The sequence below is a fragment of the Autumnicola edwardsiae genome, assembly GCF_031846505.1.
Lineage (GTDB): Bacteria > Bacteroidota > Bacteroidia > Flavobacteriales > Flavobacteriaceae > Autumnicola > Autumnicola edwardsiae.
On the sequence record NZ_JAVRHP010000035.1, the window covers coordinates 1 to 15,928 of the forward strand.

The window sequence follows — 15,928 nt, forward strand, 5'->3', positions numbered from 1 at the left end:
TATTGCCGATAATCAAAGGGGTGGGTTGCTTTCTCTCTCTTTTTTACTTTCCATTTTTTTAATGACCAACGGGATAAACGCAATCTTCACCGGTTTTGAATTTTCTTACCACACAGAAAGAAACAGGTCGATTGTGCGCCAATATATTATTGCTATTGGTGTCTCTTTTATTATGGCAATGTTATTGTTTATAACTATTATTTTAACCGTGTATCTTACATACGCTGTTGATGATCTCTATGACTTCGGCCTTGTTGAAAGAAATGGAGAGGGGGCAGGTTTCGTTCAATACTCAGCTTTTGTGCTTTTAGTATATGTAGCCGTAGCAACACTTTATTTTTTTGGAACAAAAGAAGCGAGACAGGCAAAATTTTTCTCAATAGGAGCACTGTTTACCACGGTACTTATAATGATCACTACCTATTTGTTTGGACTCTATATAGAAAATTTTTCTTCTTACAACGAACTTTACGGTTCCATTGGAGCACTTTTAATATTAATGGTTTATATATGGCTGAATTCTAACATATTATTATTGGGGTTCGAATTAAATGCATCTTTAATAAAAATTAAGCGAAAAAATTAAATAACTTTAGAAGTAATAAAAAACCTGAAAATATGAAAAAACTTATGTTCCTGGTGCTGGCCTTGTGCAGTATCAGCCTTAGTTCAGCCCAAGTCCAGGTTGGGGATGCCACTTTACCAAATACACTTACCTATGAAGATCATACCCTAGACCTCAATGGAGCAGGAATGAGAAAAAAATTCTGGATAGATCTTTATGCTGCCGGATTATATCTGGAGTCAGAGTCCTCTGATGGTAATAAGATCCTGGTGGCTAACGAACCTATGGCTATTAAGCTGCACATTGTGTCAAAAATGGTGAGCAGTGAGAAAATGATTGATGCGATTAAGGACGGATTTGAGAAATCTACTAACGGAAATACAGCGCCCATTGCTTCTGAAATAAAACAGGTAATAGGATTTCTTCAGGAAGAGATTAAAAAAGATGATATTTTTGATATTATCCATACTCCCGGCAACGGAGTTGTACTCATTAAAAACGGACAAAGAAAAGGGAAAATAGAAGGTATGGATTTTAAAAAAGCTCTTTTTGGTATCTGGCTTTCGAAAGACCCTGCCGATGATGACCTAAAAGAATTAATGCTGGGTATTTAATAATTTTGATCACAAGTAGCACAATGACAAATTCGAAAATATATCTCTCTGTTCTTTTTATTCTGGGTTTTTCTTTGTTAAACATCATTCAGGCTCAGACAGTTTTTGGTAAATGGGAGAACCGTAATGATGAAGGAAAGGTGAATTCTATTATTGAAGTTTATGAAGAGGAGAATGAGGTCTTTGGAAGGATCGGGAGAATAATTAAGGAGGAGGACAGAGATAAAAGATGTACTGAATGTGAGGGGGATCTTCATAATAAGCCGTTGGAAGGAATGGTAATTATGAGAGGCCTCGAAAAAGAAGATGATGGCTATGAAGATGGGGTGATAATAGATCCTGAATCAGGAAAGGAATATAAGTGCAGGATCTGGCTTGATCCGGAGAATCCCGATAAACTTTATGTCCGTGGATATTTGGCCTTTTTCTATAAGACAAAGATATGGGACAGATTGCAGTAGATGCAATGATGAATTTTTAATATGAACCATTCTTAACAGGAATGGTTTTTTACTTTTACACCAGGAGATTAAACAGGAATAATAAAATTTTTCCATGCAGTTTTTTATAGATGTCATCTTACCCCTTCCACTTGATAAACGTTTCACCTATTCAGTTGAGCCACATGAAGCTGAATTTCTTGAAAAGGGGATGCGTGTTACAGTCCCTTTTGGTAAATCCAAAATGTATACGGGAATAGTAGCCGATATTCATCAAAATCCACCAGAGGTTTATGATGCAAAACCAATCCATCAGATCCTGGATAAAAAAGCTTTAATTACAGAGCACCAATTAAAATTTTGGAAATGGATTTCCACTTATTATATGTGTGCAGAAGGTGACGTTTTACGTGCGGCACTTCCGGGGGCTTTTTTATTGGAAAGCGAAAGTACAGTAAAGTTAATAACTTCTGTAGATGCAGAAACGGCAGAACTGAATGATGAAGAATATCTTATAATAGAAGCTCTGCAGAGACAGTCTTCTTTAAAAATTCAGGAAGTTACACAACTACTGGACAGGAAGAATGTGCTTCCCGTGATTAACAAACTGGTAGAAAAGGAGATGGTTGCCTTAAATCAGGAAGTGTATGAACAATATAAGCCTAAAAAAGTTAGGTTTGTACGCTTGGCTGCAGTCCATTCCGGAGAGGCGGCAATGCATAAACTTTTAGATGAGCTGGAGAGGGCACCAAAACAGCGGGAAATCGTTTTGAATTTCTTTAGCCTAAAGGCACAGAGTTCGAAACCTGTTAAAGTAAAACATTTACTTCAGAAAAGTAATTCTTCAGCGGCAATTTTAAAAATTTTGATTGATAAGGGATTCCTGGAAGAATATTTTATAGAAACCGACAGAAATATTTATTCCGGAGAAGCACCAAGTTCAGAACTTTTATTCAGCGAACACCAGGAAAAGGCACTTCGGGAGGTGAAGGAAAATTTTGAGAATGATGAGGTTTGTCTTCTTCATGGGATCACTTCTTCCGGTAAGACTGAAATTTATATCCGGTTAATCCAGGAAACCCTGGAAAAAGGAAAGCAGGCTTTGTATCTGCTTCCGGAGATCGCACTTACCACTCAACTTATTCAGCGGCTTCAGAGCTATTTTGGAGAAAAGGTACTTGTTTATCACAGTAAATATTCCATGAATGAACGCGTGGAGGTTTATCGTCATGTTTTGGAAAACGATGAAAAAGGAAAAATTGTGATAGGTGCAAGGTCTGCTATTTTTCTCCCTTTTTCTGATTTAGGACTTGTTGTGGTAGACGAGGAACATGAAGGAACTTTTAAGCAATTTGATCCTGCACCAAGGTACCAGGCCCGTGATGCGGCTGTGGTTCTGGCAAACTCTTTTAAAGCGAAAATCATCCTGGGATCTGCGACTCCTTCTTTAGAATCTTATTTTAATGCACAGCATCATAAATATGGGCTGGTGGAACTTAATCGTCGCTATGGCGATGTACTCCTTCCTGAAATTGAGATTGTGGACATTAAGACAAAACACAAAAAGAAATTAATGACCGGTCATTTTTCAGACCGGCTCCTGGAAGAAATAAAAGCAGCATTAAAAGAAGAGGAGCAGGTAATTCTTTTCCAGAACAGGCGGGGATTTTCGCCAATCTTGGAGTGTAATACCTGTGGGCATTCCCCGCAATGTCCAAACTGCGATGTGAGCCTTACTTATCACAGCCATAATAATCAGCTCAGGTGCCACTATTGCGGCTATCATATCGCAATGCAAAAGAAATGTATGGCTTGTGACAGCAACGATATTACCACTAAAGGTTTTGGAACAGAGCAGATAGAGACCGAGTTAAAATCTCTTTTTCCCAATAATAAGATTGGGAGGATGGACCAGGATACGACCCGTGGAAAGTACGGCTACGAAAAAATTATAAACGCTTTTGAACAGCAGGAAATCGATATTCTGGTGGGAACTCAAATGCTTACGAAGGGATTGGACTTCAGGCATGTAAGTCTTGTAGGAATTATGAATGCCGATAATTTGTTAAATTTTCCAGATTTCAGGGCGCATGAACGTAGCTTCCAACTTATGTTACAAGTTGCTGGAAGGGCCGGAAGAACCAAGAAAAGGGGAAAGGTTTTGATTCAGAGTTATAATCCATATCACCAGATCATTCAGCAGGTTTCCACCAATGATTATGCAGGAATGTATAAAGATCAACTGGAAGAGCGGTATAATTATCAATACCCGCCGTTTTTCAGGCTTATTAGATTTACCTTAAAAAGTAGGGATTATTCTAAAACAAATGAAGCCAGCGACTGGCTTGCCAAATCCCTTGGTAACGTTTTTAAACAATATGTGTTAGGGCCTGAATTTCCGCCGGTAGCCAGGATCCGAAATGAATATTATAAAAATATTTTATTAAAGATTCCGCAGCAGCAGTCTTTGGGAAAGACAAAAACGGTTGTGCATAAAATCATGACAAGTTTTAGAGCTATTGGAGCTTTTAGAAGCGTGAAAGTAATAATTAACGTTGATCCTGTTTAAAGGGAAAAGAGGTGTAATCGGGTTTTAAATGCACCTTAGGGGAGAAAGGGGCTTGCTGAGGTAAAGATCAGAACCTGTAGGGAGACCCTGCTACATTGTCTTACTGGATAGCACTTAAGGCTTCTACAAGATTGTTTTTCTTGTGCCTGCTAAGTGGTAATTTTTGTTTATCAATCTCAATATTCTTGCTATTGTACCTTTCAATTTTTTCAAGGTTTACAATATAAGACTTGTGGATACGCAAAAAACGGTCGTCTGGTAGTTGCTTCTCAAAAGACTTCATTGTGGCCAGCACAACAAAATTATCTTTTTCAGTTATAAATTTCACATAATCCCCGAGAGCCTGTATATATTTAAGTTTATTCAGATAAACTTTTCGGTTCTTAAGATTACTTTTAACGAAAATAAAATCTTCATCTTCGGGTGCGGCGGTCTGGTGTCTAAGCTTAAAAAGATTAATAGCTTTATTTACCGCATTATTAAACCGCTCTTTATTAACAGGTTTGTGAATATAATCCACCGCATCATAATCAAAAGCTTTAAATGCATACTTTGTTTTTCCTGTAACAAAGATGATTTGCGGCTTATTCGGGAGGTCATCCAGAAGTTCAAATCCGGAAAGGATGGGCATTTCAATGTCCAGAAAAATAAGATCTGTTTCGTTGTCGAGCAGTCCGTTTTTAGTCTCGATGGCATTATTATATTCTGCCACCAGCTTTAGGTTCGGATGATCTTTAATAAGTTTTACAATAGATAAACGTTGTAAACTCGAATCATCTACGACCGCGCATTTAAGTAGTATTTCTTCCACGCTTATTTAGGATAGGTTAGGTATAAACAATATTAAACATTAAATTTGTTAAATACAAACAAAGTTAATTTTCATCGTTAAAAAGTGAATTTTATCCTTTTAAATAAGGCTTTGTAAATATAAATATTAGTTCTATTTTTGCAGCCAATTTAATTTAAATAAATATTTATGAATCGTTATGAAACTGTTTTCATCTTGAATCCCGTTTTATCTGATGATCAGATAAAGGAAACAGTTAAGAAATATGAAGAATTTCTTGTTTCTAAAGGTGCCAAGATGATAGCCAAAGAAGATTGGGGGCTAAAAAAATTAGCTTATGCAATCCAACACAAAAAAAGTGGTTTTTACCACCTTTTCGATTTTGAAGCTCCGGGTGAGGCTATTGAGCCGTTGGAGTTGGCATTTAGAAGAGACGAGCGTATGATGCGTTATTTAACTGTAAGGTTAGATAAGCATGCTGCAGCTTGGGCAGACAAAAGAAGATCACGAATCCAGGAAAAAGCGTAAGTATGGCTACATCTATTGAACAACAAGCAAAAGGAAAGAAAGACGGAGAGATCAGGTATCTTACTCCTCTTAATATAGAGACTACCAAAGCAAAGAAATATTGTAGGTTTAAAAGGTCTGGTATTAAATATATCGACTATAAAGATCCAGATTTTCTTATGGGCTTGGTAAACGATCAGGGTAAATTGTTACCCCGTAGATTAACAGGTACCTCTCTAAAATACCAGAGAAAAGTGGCTGTAGCGGTAAAGCGTGCTCGTCACTTAGCGTTAATGCCATATGTTGGTGATTTATTAAAATAAAAAGAGGCAATTATGGAATTGATACTTAAGAAAGACGTAGATAAATTAGGTTTTAAAGATGATGTTGTAAACGTAAAAAACGGTTACGGCAGAAATTATTTAATTCCTCAGGGTTATGCTGAACTTGCAACTCCGTCAACCAGAAAGGTGTTGGCTGAGACTCTTAAGCAACGTGCCTATAAGGAACAGAAGAATATTGATGAAGCTAAAAGTCAGGCTGAAAAACTTAACAATATCGAGATTAAGCTTACTGCAAAGTCAGGGGCTGGAGATAAATTGTTCGGTTCTATTACAGATGCAGACTTAGCTGAGGCTCTTTCTAAAGAAGGAGTAAGCATTGATAGAAAATATATTAGCATCGCAGGTGGGAATATCAAACGTTTGGGACAGTATGAAGCAACTTTGCGTTTTCATCGTGAAGTGATTTCAAACTTTACCTTCGATGTGGTAGGTGAATCATAGTTTATCCTACTTATAATTTTAAGCCTGCTCATTTTTGGGTAGGCTTTTCTTTTTTCAGAAAATGTTATTATGAAGTATAACAGACTTACAAAAGAGCAATTTGAAGAAATGCACCAGGAGTTTATTAACTTCCTGGCTACGCAATCTATTACTGCGGAAGAGTGGGAGGATATAAAAGCAAATAAGCCTGAAGTTGCCGAAAAGGAACTTGACCTTTTTAGTGATCTTATTTGGGAAGGCGTTTTAAACAAAGTGGAATATCTCGAGCACTTTTCTCCAAACCAAATGTTCCTCTTCAATATTACTACAGCTACAATTAATCTTATAGCAATAAAAGTAGATAGCCAGGAAATAGATATTACTTCTAAAATTGGTTATGACTGGTTAAGAAGTAATCTTATGGATGATAATGTGACTATTTACACGTCGACCAAAGCTATTAGTGACGACAGGAATAAGGATATTTTCGCCCTCATCCGTCAGGGTGCCAATATTACCAAGGGAGATTTATATCAATATTTTCAGGAGGTGGTGCAGGAGTAAAAAAAGTTTAAAAGTTTAAGGTTAAAAGTGAAAAGTTCAAAAGTAAAAAGCTGAAATTTTTGGCTTCTAAATTGCTTTCATATTTTACTCCAAACTACAAACTACAAACTACAGACTACAGACTACAAACTATAGACTACAGCCTACACCACTATTCATATCTTAATGATTCAATAGGATCCTGTTTGGCGGCTTTAACCGCAGGAAAGCTTCCGGCGAGGATTGCAACCACAATAGTAATGGCTGTCGCCCAAATAATCGCTACCCAGGGTGTTGTAAAGTCAAATTCTGCAAATTTCGCCACTGCATAGCCGATTAGAATACCGAGTAAAATTCCCAGAATTCCTCCAAGCTGGCCAATCAGCAAAGTTTCAATAAAGAATTGGCCTGCAATTGTTCCTTTTTTCGCCCCAAGTGCTTTTCTAACCCCAATTTCGCGTGTCCTTTCAGTTACAGAAACCAGCATAATATTCATTAGGGCAATGGAAGAGCCAAAAATAGTAATTATGGAAATTACCCAGGCGGCATAATTTAGATATTCAGTAATAGAAAGAATGCGGTTTATAAGATCATCACTGCGCTGGATTCCGAAGTTATTTTCTTCTATCGGATTCAATTTTCTTATATTTCTGAAGGTAATAATAGCTTCACTTTGTGCGCCTTCCAAATATTCTTTATTATCTACTTTTACGCTTACGTTATAGTTGATGTTTGGCTGCGTAAACAATGAACGCGCCTGTTGAATAGGAATAATTACCCGTAAATCCTGATTGTTTCCAAAAGTAGAACCTTTGGACTCCAAAAGCCCAATAACCCTGAATTTTGCTCCTCTTATACTAATCGTTCTATCAACAGGATCTTGTCCTTCAAATAAGCCTTCTTTAAAGTCGGCACCCACAATGGCGACATTATTATTGTTCTGGATATCGAAAATGTTAAAATTACGGCCTTCTTCAATTTCCAGTCCCGAGTTATCGAGATAATTTTCATTTGCACCCAGGACAGAAACTTCAGGATCTGTTTTCTCATTTTGATATTTCACTTCCGCAGCACTTGTCCCGGTAAAGGAAACCGCAGTCTGGGAAAAAGGGTACGTAAAATTTTCTTCAAATTTTTTCACTTCCTGATAGGTAACTACCGGATTGACTTTTTGCCTTTCACCGCCACCACTCCTTTGAAATGTGAGATCGTAACGCTGAATATTAAAGGTATTCGCTCCCATAGATGCGAAATTATTCCCTATGGTGTTCTCTAAAGCCGCAACAGCACTCAAAATCCCCACCAGCGCAGTAATTCCTATGGCAATAATAAGTACCGTAAGAATGGTTCTAAGGGATTGACTCCTGATAGAAGTTAAGGCAATACGTATATTTTCTTTTAGTAATGAAAACATGAAAAATTATTTTCGAACTCAAAGGTTAGACTCAGGAAAACCGGGAATGTTACTTAAAATTCTATTTTTGTTCAGGTTCGTTTAAAAATTAAGATATTTGCACTCCCACAGGCTGGTGCGCCAGTCTAAGATAATCAAATTAATGTAGCGGCAGGAGCCGTCAATTAGAATTTATGGCACAAAAACCTTCTATCCCAAAAGGCACAAGAGATTTTTCACCGGCAGAGGTGGCAAAGCGTAATTATATAATAGAAAATATTCAGCATCAGTTTAAAAAATTCGGGTTTCAACCTATAGAGACGCCCAGTTTTGAAAATTCTGATACGCTTATGGGGAAATACGGCGAAGAAGGGGACAGGTTAATTTTTAAAATCCTTAATTCCGGTGATTTTCTCCGGAAGGCAGATGAGAAGGCTTATACCGAAAAGGATAGCTTGAAAATTACCTCTTCAATTAGTGAAAAAGCCCTGCGTTATGATCTTACCGTACCCTTTGCCCGTTATGTGGTCCAACACCAGAATGAAATAGAATTTCCGTTTAAACGCTATCAAATTCAGCCGGTTTGGAGGGCAGACAGGCCGCAAAAGGGGAGGTTCAGAGAATTTTTTCAATGCGATGCAGATGTGGTTGGAAGTGACAGTTTGTGGCAGGAAGTAGAATTTGTACAGCTTTACGATGCTGTTTTTACGGCATTAAATCTGAAAGGTGTAACCATAAAAATCAATAATCGTAAGATTTTGTCCGGTTTTGCTGAAGTTATTGGTGAAAAAGACAAATTGATAGATTTTACAGTCGCTTTGGACAAACTCGACAAGATTGGGGAGGAAGGTGTAAAGAAAGAAATGCTCGAAAAAGGCATTTCTGAAGCCGCTTTGGAGAAAATTCAGCCAATTTTCGACTTAAAAGGAGATTTTTCAGAAAAAATAGATGTTTTAAAACAAATTCTGGCTACTTCGGAAACCGGAAAAGCGGGAATTTCCGAACTTGAATTTATTCAGAGGGCAATTTTGAGTATGCTCCTGAAAACGGCAATTATCGACCTTGATGTAACCCTAGCACGCGGACTCAATTATTACACGGGTGCAATTTTTGAAGTAGCAGCGCCACAGGAAGTGAAAATGGGATCTATAGGTGGCGGCGGCCGTTATGATGATCTTACCGGCATCTTCGGGCTCAAAAATATGAGCGGAGTTGGGATTTCTTTTGGTCTGGACCGGATTTTTCTTGTTCTGGAGGAGTTGGAGTTGTTCCCTCCGGCTGTTACAGGAAATACAAGGGTGCTTTTTATAAATTTTGGTAACAAAGAAGCTTTGTATGCGCTTAAAGCAGTACGAAAACTTCGGGAAGAAAATGTAACAGCAGAACTTTTTCCAGATTCGGCTAAAATGAAGAAGCAAATGAATCACGCCAATAAGCGTGATATTCCGTTTGTGGTGCTGGCTGGAGAAGAAGAAATGGCCCAGGAAAAATATACCCTCAAGAATATGAAATCTGGGGAACAGCAAACGGTAAATGCGGAAGAATTGAAGGCAATACTTTCTGCGCAATAATCTACCACCCCGGCCTACGGCCACCCCTCCTTAAAAAAGGAGGGGTGCATAAAGCTTGTTGCGGCAAAGGGTGTCCTCAAAAATGTCAATTATCGGCCTACAGGAATGGTAATGAGAGAACCACCCCGGCCTTCGGCCACCCCTCCTTAAAAAAGGAGGGGTGTATAAGCTTGTTGCGGCAAAGGGTGTCCTCAAGAATGTCAATTATCGGCCTACAGGAATGGTATTGAGTGAACCACCCCGGCCTGCGGCCACCCCTCCTTAAAAAAGGAGGGGAGCTAAAGCTTGTTGCAGCAAAGGGTATCCTCAAGAATGTCAATTATCGGCCCACAGGAATGATATTGAGTGAACCACCCCGGCCTTCGGCCACCCCTCCTTAAAAAGGAGGGGAGCAATATAAAGTTTTTGTTTTTTTAAAACTCCAAACTCCAAACTCTAAACTAAGAAAACTCCAAACCCTTTAATACGCACTGGCGTCATTCAGCCGTTGCATTTGCTCTTTGGATAATTCAATATCTATAGCCTGGAAAAAAGAATTTAAATGAGATTTTTTAGTTGCGCTGGCAATAGGTGCGGTAATTCCCGGGCGGTTTATAAGCCACGCTAGTGCTACAGCAGCTTCAGAAACCATATGCTCGTTGGAAATTTCAGATAATGTCTTTAATATTTTTTTACCCCTTTCGTCAAAATAATCTTTCAGGAACATTTCCCGCTCTTTACCTTTAATATCCTCTTTATCCTGATATTTGCCGGTAAGAAAACCGCTGGCAAGGGAAAAGTAGCTTAGTACAGAGAGGTTATTCTGTTGACAAATATCTTTAATTTTTCCTTCGAATTTCTCCCTTTCCATTAGGCTGTATTCAGGTTGAAATACTTCATATTTTGGTAAATTATTATTTTTTGCAGCATCCAAAGAAGCCTGGAGCCGTTCCGGAGAGAGGTTGGAAGCTCCTATATACCTCACTTTTCCTTCTTTTATGAGTTGCTGATAGGTATCCAGCGTTTCTTCCACCGGAGTTTTATCATCGTCCCAATGGGTGTAGTACAAATCTATATAATCTGTTTGCAGGCGCTTTAGAGAATCTTCTGAAGCTTTTAGAATGTGGGAGCGTGAGATATCTTTATCTCCTCCCTGTTGCATGCTGGAACCAACTTTGGTGGCAAGGTTTATTTTATGCCGAACGCCCCGTTCTTTCATCCACTTTCCCAAAATCTTCTCAGATTCCCCTCCTTCATTTCCATCTGGCCAGCGGGAATAGACATCTGCGCTATCTATGGTAGTAAATCCTTTTTCAAAAAGTTCGTCTAGCATTTTAAACGACTCTTTTTCATCTAAAGTCCAGCCAAAAACGTTTCCTCCAAACACTATAGGAGCCGTGGTAAGATCTGTATTTCCAAGTTTCTTGTAATTCATAAAAGAGATTTTTTGTTCATCTTAAAATAACAACTCTTACAGGCAAAGCAATATTGAAGCCGATAATTAGCAAATTTTTAACCTCATTCCCAATTTTCCATAATTTTCTTGAGATTATTTTAAAATAGTTCTGCTTCATTTTTTATTACATTAAAGGGAATTTAAAAATGAACAAAAATGAAAAGCTTACTGGCAGGTTTACTATTGGTATTAATTCCCTTTGTTTCAGTTTCTCAAAATTCGGGTAGCGCAGATAAATTTTCTATCACACCTGAAGGTTTTACGCAATCTGTGATTCGTGAATATCCCGGTAAAACAGATTCGGCTTTGTATGAATCTATAATTCTGTGGGCAAAATATACCATAGATAATTATGAGGAAGCGATTGTAAGAAATGTTCCTTATGAATATCTGGAATTCCGGATGTTTGTGCCACAGGGGATTGCCCTTAAAGATAACGGGGAGACTTACCAATGGGACGTGATGATGGAAATAGGTTTCCGGTTGAGGGACCAGGAAATTCGTTACGACATTGGCCTTGTAGAAGTAAGTAGCCCAGATGCGCCTCCTTTTGCTTTTGAAGGAGCCCCAAACGAATGGTCATTTTTTGACAATGATGGGAAAACCCGCTCCTTCAATAAAAAATCCCAGGAACAAATAAACATGATAGCCAACAATGTAATACGCTCCGTTTCGGCTTATGTAAACCGGGATGCTGAAATACCTGCAGAAGAATCAGAAGAATAACCCAATCTAGTCACAAGGCATAGAAAAGGTGAAAGTAGTATCCTTTTCTGTAGAATCCACGAGAATTTCACCTCCATGAGCCTTTGCTATTTCCGAAGAAATATAAAGCCCGAGTCCCAGTCCGCCACTTTTAGATTCTGAATGTTGCCTGTAAAAGGGCTCAAATAAACGTTTTTTTACTTCGGAAGGAATTTTATCTCCTGCATTTGTTATTGCAAGAATAAAATACCCATTTTTAGTATGGGCTTTAACTGTTATGGGTTGATCTTCGTAGCCATGTTTAATCGCGTTGCCCAACAGATTAGAAAATAGTTGAGCTAACCGCTCTTCGTCACAAGAAAAAGATTCATCTAAATGAATATTCGCTTCAATCTTTCGATGCGGAGCCGCTGCAGTAATTTCTGTAAGAACCTGTTCCAGTGTATTCTCAAGAGAATCACAATTTTTTACTTTTTCAAGCTTTATCCCATCTCCCAGGTGTCCGCGTGCAAAGTCCAGCATATTGTCTATTAAGGACTGCATGCGATAGGAGGTGGATTTTATGGTAGAAGCATATTTTAAAGCCCGCTCATCTGTAGAGAGCTGTAGCAAAAGATCTGAGCACATCCTTATTGTACCTAAAGGGTTGCGGAGGTCATGTCCCAAAATGGCTATAAATTTTTCCCTTAACTGGGCTACTTCCCGTTCTTCTTCAAGTTCTGCAGTTTTTTTGTCTAAGCTTTCCACCGCGTCCAGGTGAAAAGAGATGAGATCTGCAAACAAGTTGAACATTTCAATAACCCCTGGCGTGTTTACTTTAGCCGGCTTTGTGTCCAGTGCGCAAAGTGTGCCAAAAAAAGTATTGTCTTTTCTGTAAATAGGAATAGAGATGTAACTCTGGAAACCATATAAAGAAGGGATAGGATGTTCGCAATACGTAGTATCTTCTTTTACATGATCTATAATTATTGGCTTTTTACTTTGCCGGACTTCATGACAAAATGTGGTTTCAATTTTTAATTCATCACCTGGTTTTAATCCGAAAGAAAGCTCATCTTTAGTACTGCAGGCCATCCAGCGATCGTCGGTTACCCGGGCTATTACAGCAAACCCCATGCCGGTGGTACGGCAAATCACATCAAGTATGGATGGAACAATGGGAATTTGGTTTATCGCATCAAAATCAGCCTTTAAATCATTTGGCTTCTTGGTTATAGAACCCATAGAGAATGGTTAGTTTTAAGTGGAATCCTGCTAAAATAATAAATAAAAAATTAATTTATAAGTTTTAACATTTGTAGCTGCGGGACAATTAATACAAACTGATTTTGTAAGGAAGGTTATTTTTAACCGAAATTATGTATTTATCATTTTCATATAACTTTAAATGAATAAACCCCACCTAAGAGGCTGTGAAGTGAGATTATGTAATTTTTTGTACAATCTTCAAAACTAAGTATAAGAACTAAGTATTTTTATCTATATTTGCTGAAGTAAATACTTAGAAGTCATGAAAAAAATTATTGTTGTTGGGAATGGAATGGTTGGATATAAGTTTTGTGAAAAACTAATGTCGAGCCAGAAGCGGGAAAATTTTGAGATTCTGGTTTTTGGGGAAGAACCACGTTCTGCTTATGACCGGGTGCACCTGAGTGAATACTTCTCTAACGAAACGCCAGATGATCTGTTACTGGCTCCTTTAGGTTGGTACAAAGAAAACAATATAGAATTACGTACTTCAGAATTAATTAGTGAGATCAAACCGAAAGAGAAGCAGGTAGTTACTTATAGAAATGACGTGTTTGATTACGATTACCTTGTTTTGGCTACTGGTTCGTACCCTTTTGTGCCCCCGGTGGAAGGATCTGATAAAACCGGTGTATTTGTGTACCGGACTATAGAAGACCTGGATGCCATGAAGGCTTATGCTTCAAAACTCAAGGAACAGGGAAAAAATAAGGCAGCTGTGCTGGGCGGTGGATTACTTGGTCTGGAAGCCGCAAATGCAGCAAAAGAGCTGGGTTTAAAGACCGATGTTATAGAATTTGCCCCACGCCTAATGCCACGGCAGCTGGATAAACCTGCCAGTGAAATGCTGAAGGCGAAAATCCAAAGCATGGGAATAGATGTACACCTGGAAAAAGCGACTATAGCAATTGCCGGAAAAGACGGGGTGGAACGTATGAATTTTTCTGATGGCACTTCCCTTCAAACAGATATGTTGATTATTTCAGCAGGCATACGACCACGTGATGAATTGGCGGTAAAAGCAGGGATCAAGACCGGGAATAAAGGCGGGATCTGGGTAGACAATAAAATGAGAACTTCAGAAGAAGATATCTACGCAATAGGGGAAGTTGCGTTGTATAATGAAGGTGTTTACGGTTTGGTGGCTCCGGGTTATGATATGGCCCAGGTTGCTGTGGAGCAGATTACCGGTGGTGATAAAGTAATGGCAGATGTTATAGATATGTCTACGCAGCTAAAACTCATTGGGACAGAAGTGGCAAGTTTTGGAGATCCTTTTATAGAAAATGATGAAGTTGCTACCATAGTTTATGAGAACAAGCGTTCGGGAATTTATAAGCGTATAAACATAAGTAAAGAAGGCGATAAATTACTTGGAGGAATCCTGATAGGTGACTCTTCAGATTATAATAACCTGTTCCAGATCTTTATTAACGGGATGAAACTTCCAAAGAATCCCGAAGATCTCATTATTCCTTCTAAAGATGGTAGCGGTGCTGTGGGCAGTGCTATGGATTTTCCCGATACTGCACAAATCTGCTCTTGTGAAAGCGTAACCAAAGGTGTTATCTGTAAATCTATAGAAAGTGGCGATTGCCAGGACCTTGGCGATATAATTAAGTCCAGTAAAGCGACAACAGGATGCGGCGGGTGTAAACCTATGGTTGTAGACCTTGTGAATGGATCATTAAAAGCCATGGGAAAAGAGGTGAAGGAAGTGCTTTGCGAACATTTTCAGTTTAGCAGGCAGGAGCTTTACGACCTTATCAAGATCAATAAAATCAAAGATTATAATGAAGCGCTCAACCTCTTCGGAAAAGGGGATGGTTGTGAAATTTGTAAGCCTGCGCTCTCTTCCATCTTTGCCAGTATTTATATGGAAACCGCAAACAGGCAGGTGACTATTCAGGATAGTAATGACCGTTTCCTGGCCAATATCCAGAGAAACGGAACATATTCTGTAGTGCCACGGGTTCCCGGAGGTGAAATCACCCCGGAGAAACTGATGGTGCTCGGGGCTGTTGCAAAAAAATATGATTTGTATTCTAAGATCACAGGAGGACAACGTATAGATCTTTTTGGTGCAGAGCTGCATCAATTACCACATATCTGGAAAGAATTAATAGATGCAGGTTTTGAAAGCGGACATGCCTATGGGAAGTCCCTTAGAACTGTAAAAAGTTGTGTGGGATCCAGCTGGTGTAGATATGGAATGCACGAAAGTGTAAGCTATGCAATAAGAATTGAGGAACGATATAAAGGGCTTAGATCTCCACATAAACTAAAAGGAGGCGTGTCAGGATGTATAAGGGAATGTGCGGAAGCCCGCGGAAAAGATTTCGGGATTATTGCAGTAGAAAGCGGCTGGAACTTATATGTATGCGGTAACGGAGGTGCAACTCCCAAGCACGCCATACTTTTAGCGGAACAACTGGATGATGAAACCTGTATTAAATATCTCGATAGATTCCTTATGTATTATATACGTACCGCGCCACCGCTTATGAGAACGGCCCCGTGGCTTGATAAACTGGAAGGCGGAATAGAGTACCTGAAGGAAGTGGTTATAGAAGATTCGCTGGGAATAGCTGAAGAGCTGGAGAAGGAGATGCAGTACCTGGTAGACAATTATGCATGTGAGTGGAAAGAAGCTATAGAAAATCCTGAAATGATGAAGCGATTCCGCCACTTTGTAAATTCAGATGATTCTGATGATAACCTGGAGTTTGTACCAATGCGTGATCAAAAAATGCCAAAAGCCTGGAAGGCGAACTAAACTTTAAG

15 protein-coding genes are annotated in these 15,928 nt (G+C 38.8%); 11 read left to right on the plus strand and 4 right to left on the minus strand.

What is annotated here, in order from left to right; genetic code table 11:
* From RM529_RS08405 to priA, 4 genes are all read left to right on the plus strand, one after another.
* A partial coding sequence (locus tag RM529_RS08405) for a YihY/virulence factor BrkB family protein (protein ID WP_311484362.1) occupies positions 1-586 on the plus strand: 586 nt, incomplete at its 5' end.
* Between the two features lie 32 nt (positions 587-618).
* Complete coding sequence (locus tag RM529_RS08410; protein ID WP_311484363.1) at positions 619-1,179, plus strand: chalcone isomerase family protein; 561 nt, start codon at positions 619-621, stop codon at positions 1,177-1,179.
* A 23-nt stretch (positions 1,180-1,202) separates the two neighbouring features.
* Positions 1,203-1,640, plus strand: a complete 438-nt coding sequence (locus RM529_RS08415; RefSeq protein ID WP_311484364.1) for a DUF2147 domain-containing protein — start codon at positions 1,203-1,205, stop codon at positions 1,638-1,640.
* Between the two features lie 94 nt (positions 1,641-1,734).
* On the plus strand, positions 1,735-4,188 hold the full coding sequence (priA, locus tag RM529_RS08420; RefSeq protein ID WP_311484365.1) for a replication restart helicase PriA: 2,454 nt from the start codon (positions 1,735-1,737) through the stop codon (positions 4,186-4,188).
* Positions 4,189-4,288: 100 nt separating this feature from the next.
* Here priA and RM529_RS08425 read toward each other — a convergent pair whose 3' ends face one another.
* On the minus strand, positions 4,289-4,999 hold the full coding sequence (locus RM529_RS08425; protein WP_311484366.1) for a LytR/AlgR family response regulator transcription factor: 711 nt from the start codon (positions 4,997-4,999) through the stop codon (positions 4,289-4,291).
* A 168-nt stretch (positions 5,000-5,167) separates the two neighbouring features.
* Between RM529_RS08425 and rpsF the strand changes: the two genes are divergently transcribed.
* From rpsF to RM529_RS08445, 4 genes are all read left to right on the plus strand, one after another.
* Positions 5,168-5,506 (plus strand): 30S ribosomal protein S6, encoded by a 339-nt coding sequence (gene rpsF, locus RM529_RS08430; protein WP_311484367.1) that lies wholly within the window; start codon positions 5,168-5,170, stop codon positions 5,504-5,506.
* 2 nt (positions 5,507-5,508) lie between these two features.
* Positions 5,509-5,808 carry a 30S ribosomal protein S18 gene (gene rpsR / locus RM529_RS08435; RefSeq protein ID WP_311484368.1) on the plus strand — a complete coding sequence of 100 codons (300 nt, stop codon included), beginning with the start codon at positions 5,509-5,511 and terminating at the stop codon, positions 5,806-5,808.
* A gap of 12 nt (positions 5,809-5,820) precedes the next feature.
* Complete coding sequence (gene rplI, locus RM529_RS08440; RefSeq protein WP_311484369.1) at positions 5,821-6,270, plus strand: 50S ribosomal protein L9; 450 nt, start codon at positions 5,821-5,823, stop codon at positions 6,268-6,270.
* Positions 6,271-6,339: 69 nt separating this feature from the next.
* On the plus strand, positions 6,340-6,813 hold the full coding sequence (locus tag RM529_RS08445; protein WP_311484370.1) for a DUF6495 family protein: 474 nt from the start codon (positions 6,340-6,342) through the stop codon (positions 6,811-6,813).
* Positions 6,814-6,964: 151 nt separating this feature from the next.
* Here the strand turns inward: RM529_RS08445 and RM529_RS08450 are convergent, their stop codons facing one another.
* A complete protein-coding gene (locus RM529_RS08450; protein WP_311484371.1) occupies positions 6,965-8,206 on the minus strand; it encodes an ABC transporter permease in 1,242 nt (413 codons plus the stop codon).
* A 173-nt stretch (positions 8,207-8,379) separates the two neighbouring features.
* On the opposite strand from RM529_RS08450, the gene hisS reads away from it, so the two are divergent.
* Entirely contained in the window at positions 8,380-9,756 is a 1,377-nt protein-coding gene (gene hisS / locus RM529_RS08455; protein ID WP_311484372.1) for a histidine--tRNA ligase, read from the plus strand.
* A 460-nt stretch (positions 9,757-10,216) separates the two neighbouring features.
* On the opposite strand, the gene RM529_RS08460 is transcribed toward hisS, so the two are convergent.
* Positions 10,217-11,170 (minus strand): aldo/keto reductase, encoded by a 954-nt coding sequence (locus RM529_RS08460; RefSeq protein WP_311484373.1) that lies wholly within the window; start codon positions 11,168-11,170, stop codon positions 10,217-10,219.
* Positions 11,171-11,347: 177 nt separating this feature from the next.
* Between RM529_RS08460 and RM529_RS08465 the strand changes: the two genes are divergently transcribed.
* The gene (locus RM529_RS08465) at positions 11,348-11,917 is read left to right on the plus strand and encodes a hypothetical protein (protein ID WP_311484374.1); all 570 of its coding nucleotides are present in this window, start codon (positions 11,348-11,350) and stop codon (positions 11,915-11,917) included.
* Between the two features lie 6 nt (positions 11,918-11,923).
* Here the strand turns inward: RM529_RS08465 and RM529_RS08470 are convergent, their stop codons facing one another.
* Complete coding sequence (locus RM529_RS08470) at positions 11,924-13,120, minus strand: GAF domain-containing sensor histidine kinase (protein ID WP_311484375.1); 1,197 nt, start codon at positions 13,118-13,120, stop codon at positions 11,924-11,926.
* A gap of 286 nt (positions 13,121-13,406) precedes the next feature.
* Here RM529_RS08470 and nirB point away from each other — a divergent pair, with 286 nt between their 5' ends.
* Positions 13,407-15,920 carry a nitrite reductase large subunit NirB gene (gene nirB, locus RM529_RS08475; RefSeq protein WP_311484376.1) on the plus strand — a complete coding sequence of 838 codons (2,514 nt, stop codon included), beginning with the start codon at positions 13,407-13,409 and terminating at the stop codon, positions 15,918-15,920.
* Positions 15,921-15,928: the final 8 nt, after the last annotated feature.

What these genes read in the sequence shown, in the direction of transcription:
- RM529_RS08410 (WP_311484363.1), top strand. Translation starts at nt 619, where the DNA reads ATGAAAAAACTTATGTTCCTGGTGCTGGCCTTGTGCAGTATCAGCCTT.
- RM529_RS08415 (WP_311484364.1), top strand. Translation starts at nt 1,203, where the DNA reads ATGACAAATTCGAAAATATATCTCTCTGTTCTTTTTATTCTGGGTTTT.
- priA (WP_311484365.1), top strand. Translation starts at nt 1,735, where the DNA reads ATGCAGTTTTTTATAGATGTCATCTTACCCCTTCCACTTGATAAACGT.
- rpsF (WP_311484367.1), top strand. Translation starts at nt 5,168, where the DNA reads ATGAATCGTTATGAAACTGTTTTCATCTTGAATCCCGTTTTATCTGAT.
- rpsR (WP_311484368.1), top strand. Translation starts at nt 5,509, where the DNA reads ATGGCTACATCTATTGAACAACAAGCAAAAGGAAAGAAAGACGGAGAG.
- rplI (WP_311484369.1), top strand. Translation starts at nt 5,821, where the DNA reads ATGGAATTGATACTTAAGAAAGACGTAGATAAATTAGGTTTTAAAGAT.
- RM529_RS08445 (WP_311484370.1), top strand. Translation starts at nt 6,340, where the DNA reads ATGAAGTATAACAGACTTACAAAAGAGCAATTTGAAGAAATGCACCAG.
- RM529_RS08450 (WP_311484371.1), bottom strand. Translation starts at nt 8,206, where the DNA reads ATGTTTTCATTACTAAAAGAAAATATACGTATTGCCTTAACTTCTATC.
- hisS (WP_311484372.1), top strand. Translation starts at nt 8,380, where the DNA reads ATGGCACAAAAACCTTCTATCCCAAAAGGCACAAGAGATTTTTCACCG.
- RM529_RS08460 (WP_311484373.1), bottom strand. Translation starts at nt 11,170, where the DNA reads ATGAATTACAAGAAACTTGGAAATACAGATCTTACCACGGCTCCTATA.
- RM529_RS08465 (WP_311484374.1), top strand. Translation starts at nt 11,348, where the DNA reads ATGAAAAGCTTACTGGCAGGTTTACTATTGGTATTAATTCCCTTTGTT.
- RM529_RS08470 (WP_311484375.1), bottom strand. Translation starts at nt 13,120, where the DNA reads ATGGGTTCTATAACCAAGAAGCCAAATGATTTAAAGGCTGATTTTGAT.
- nirB (WP_311484376.1), top strand. Translation starts at nt 13,407, where the DNA reads ATGAAAAAAATTATTGTTGTTGGGAATGGAATGGTTGGATATAAGTTT.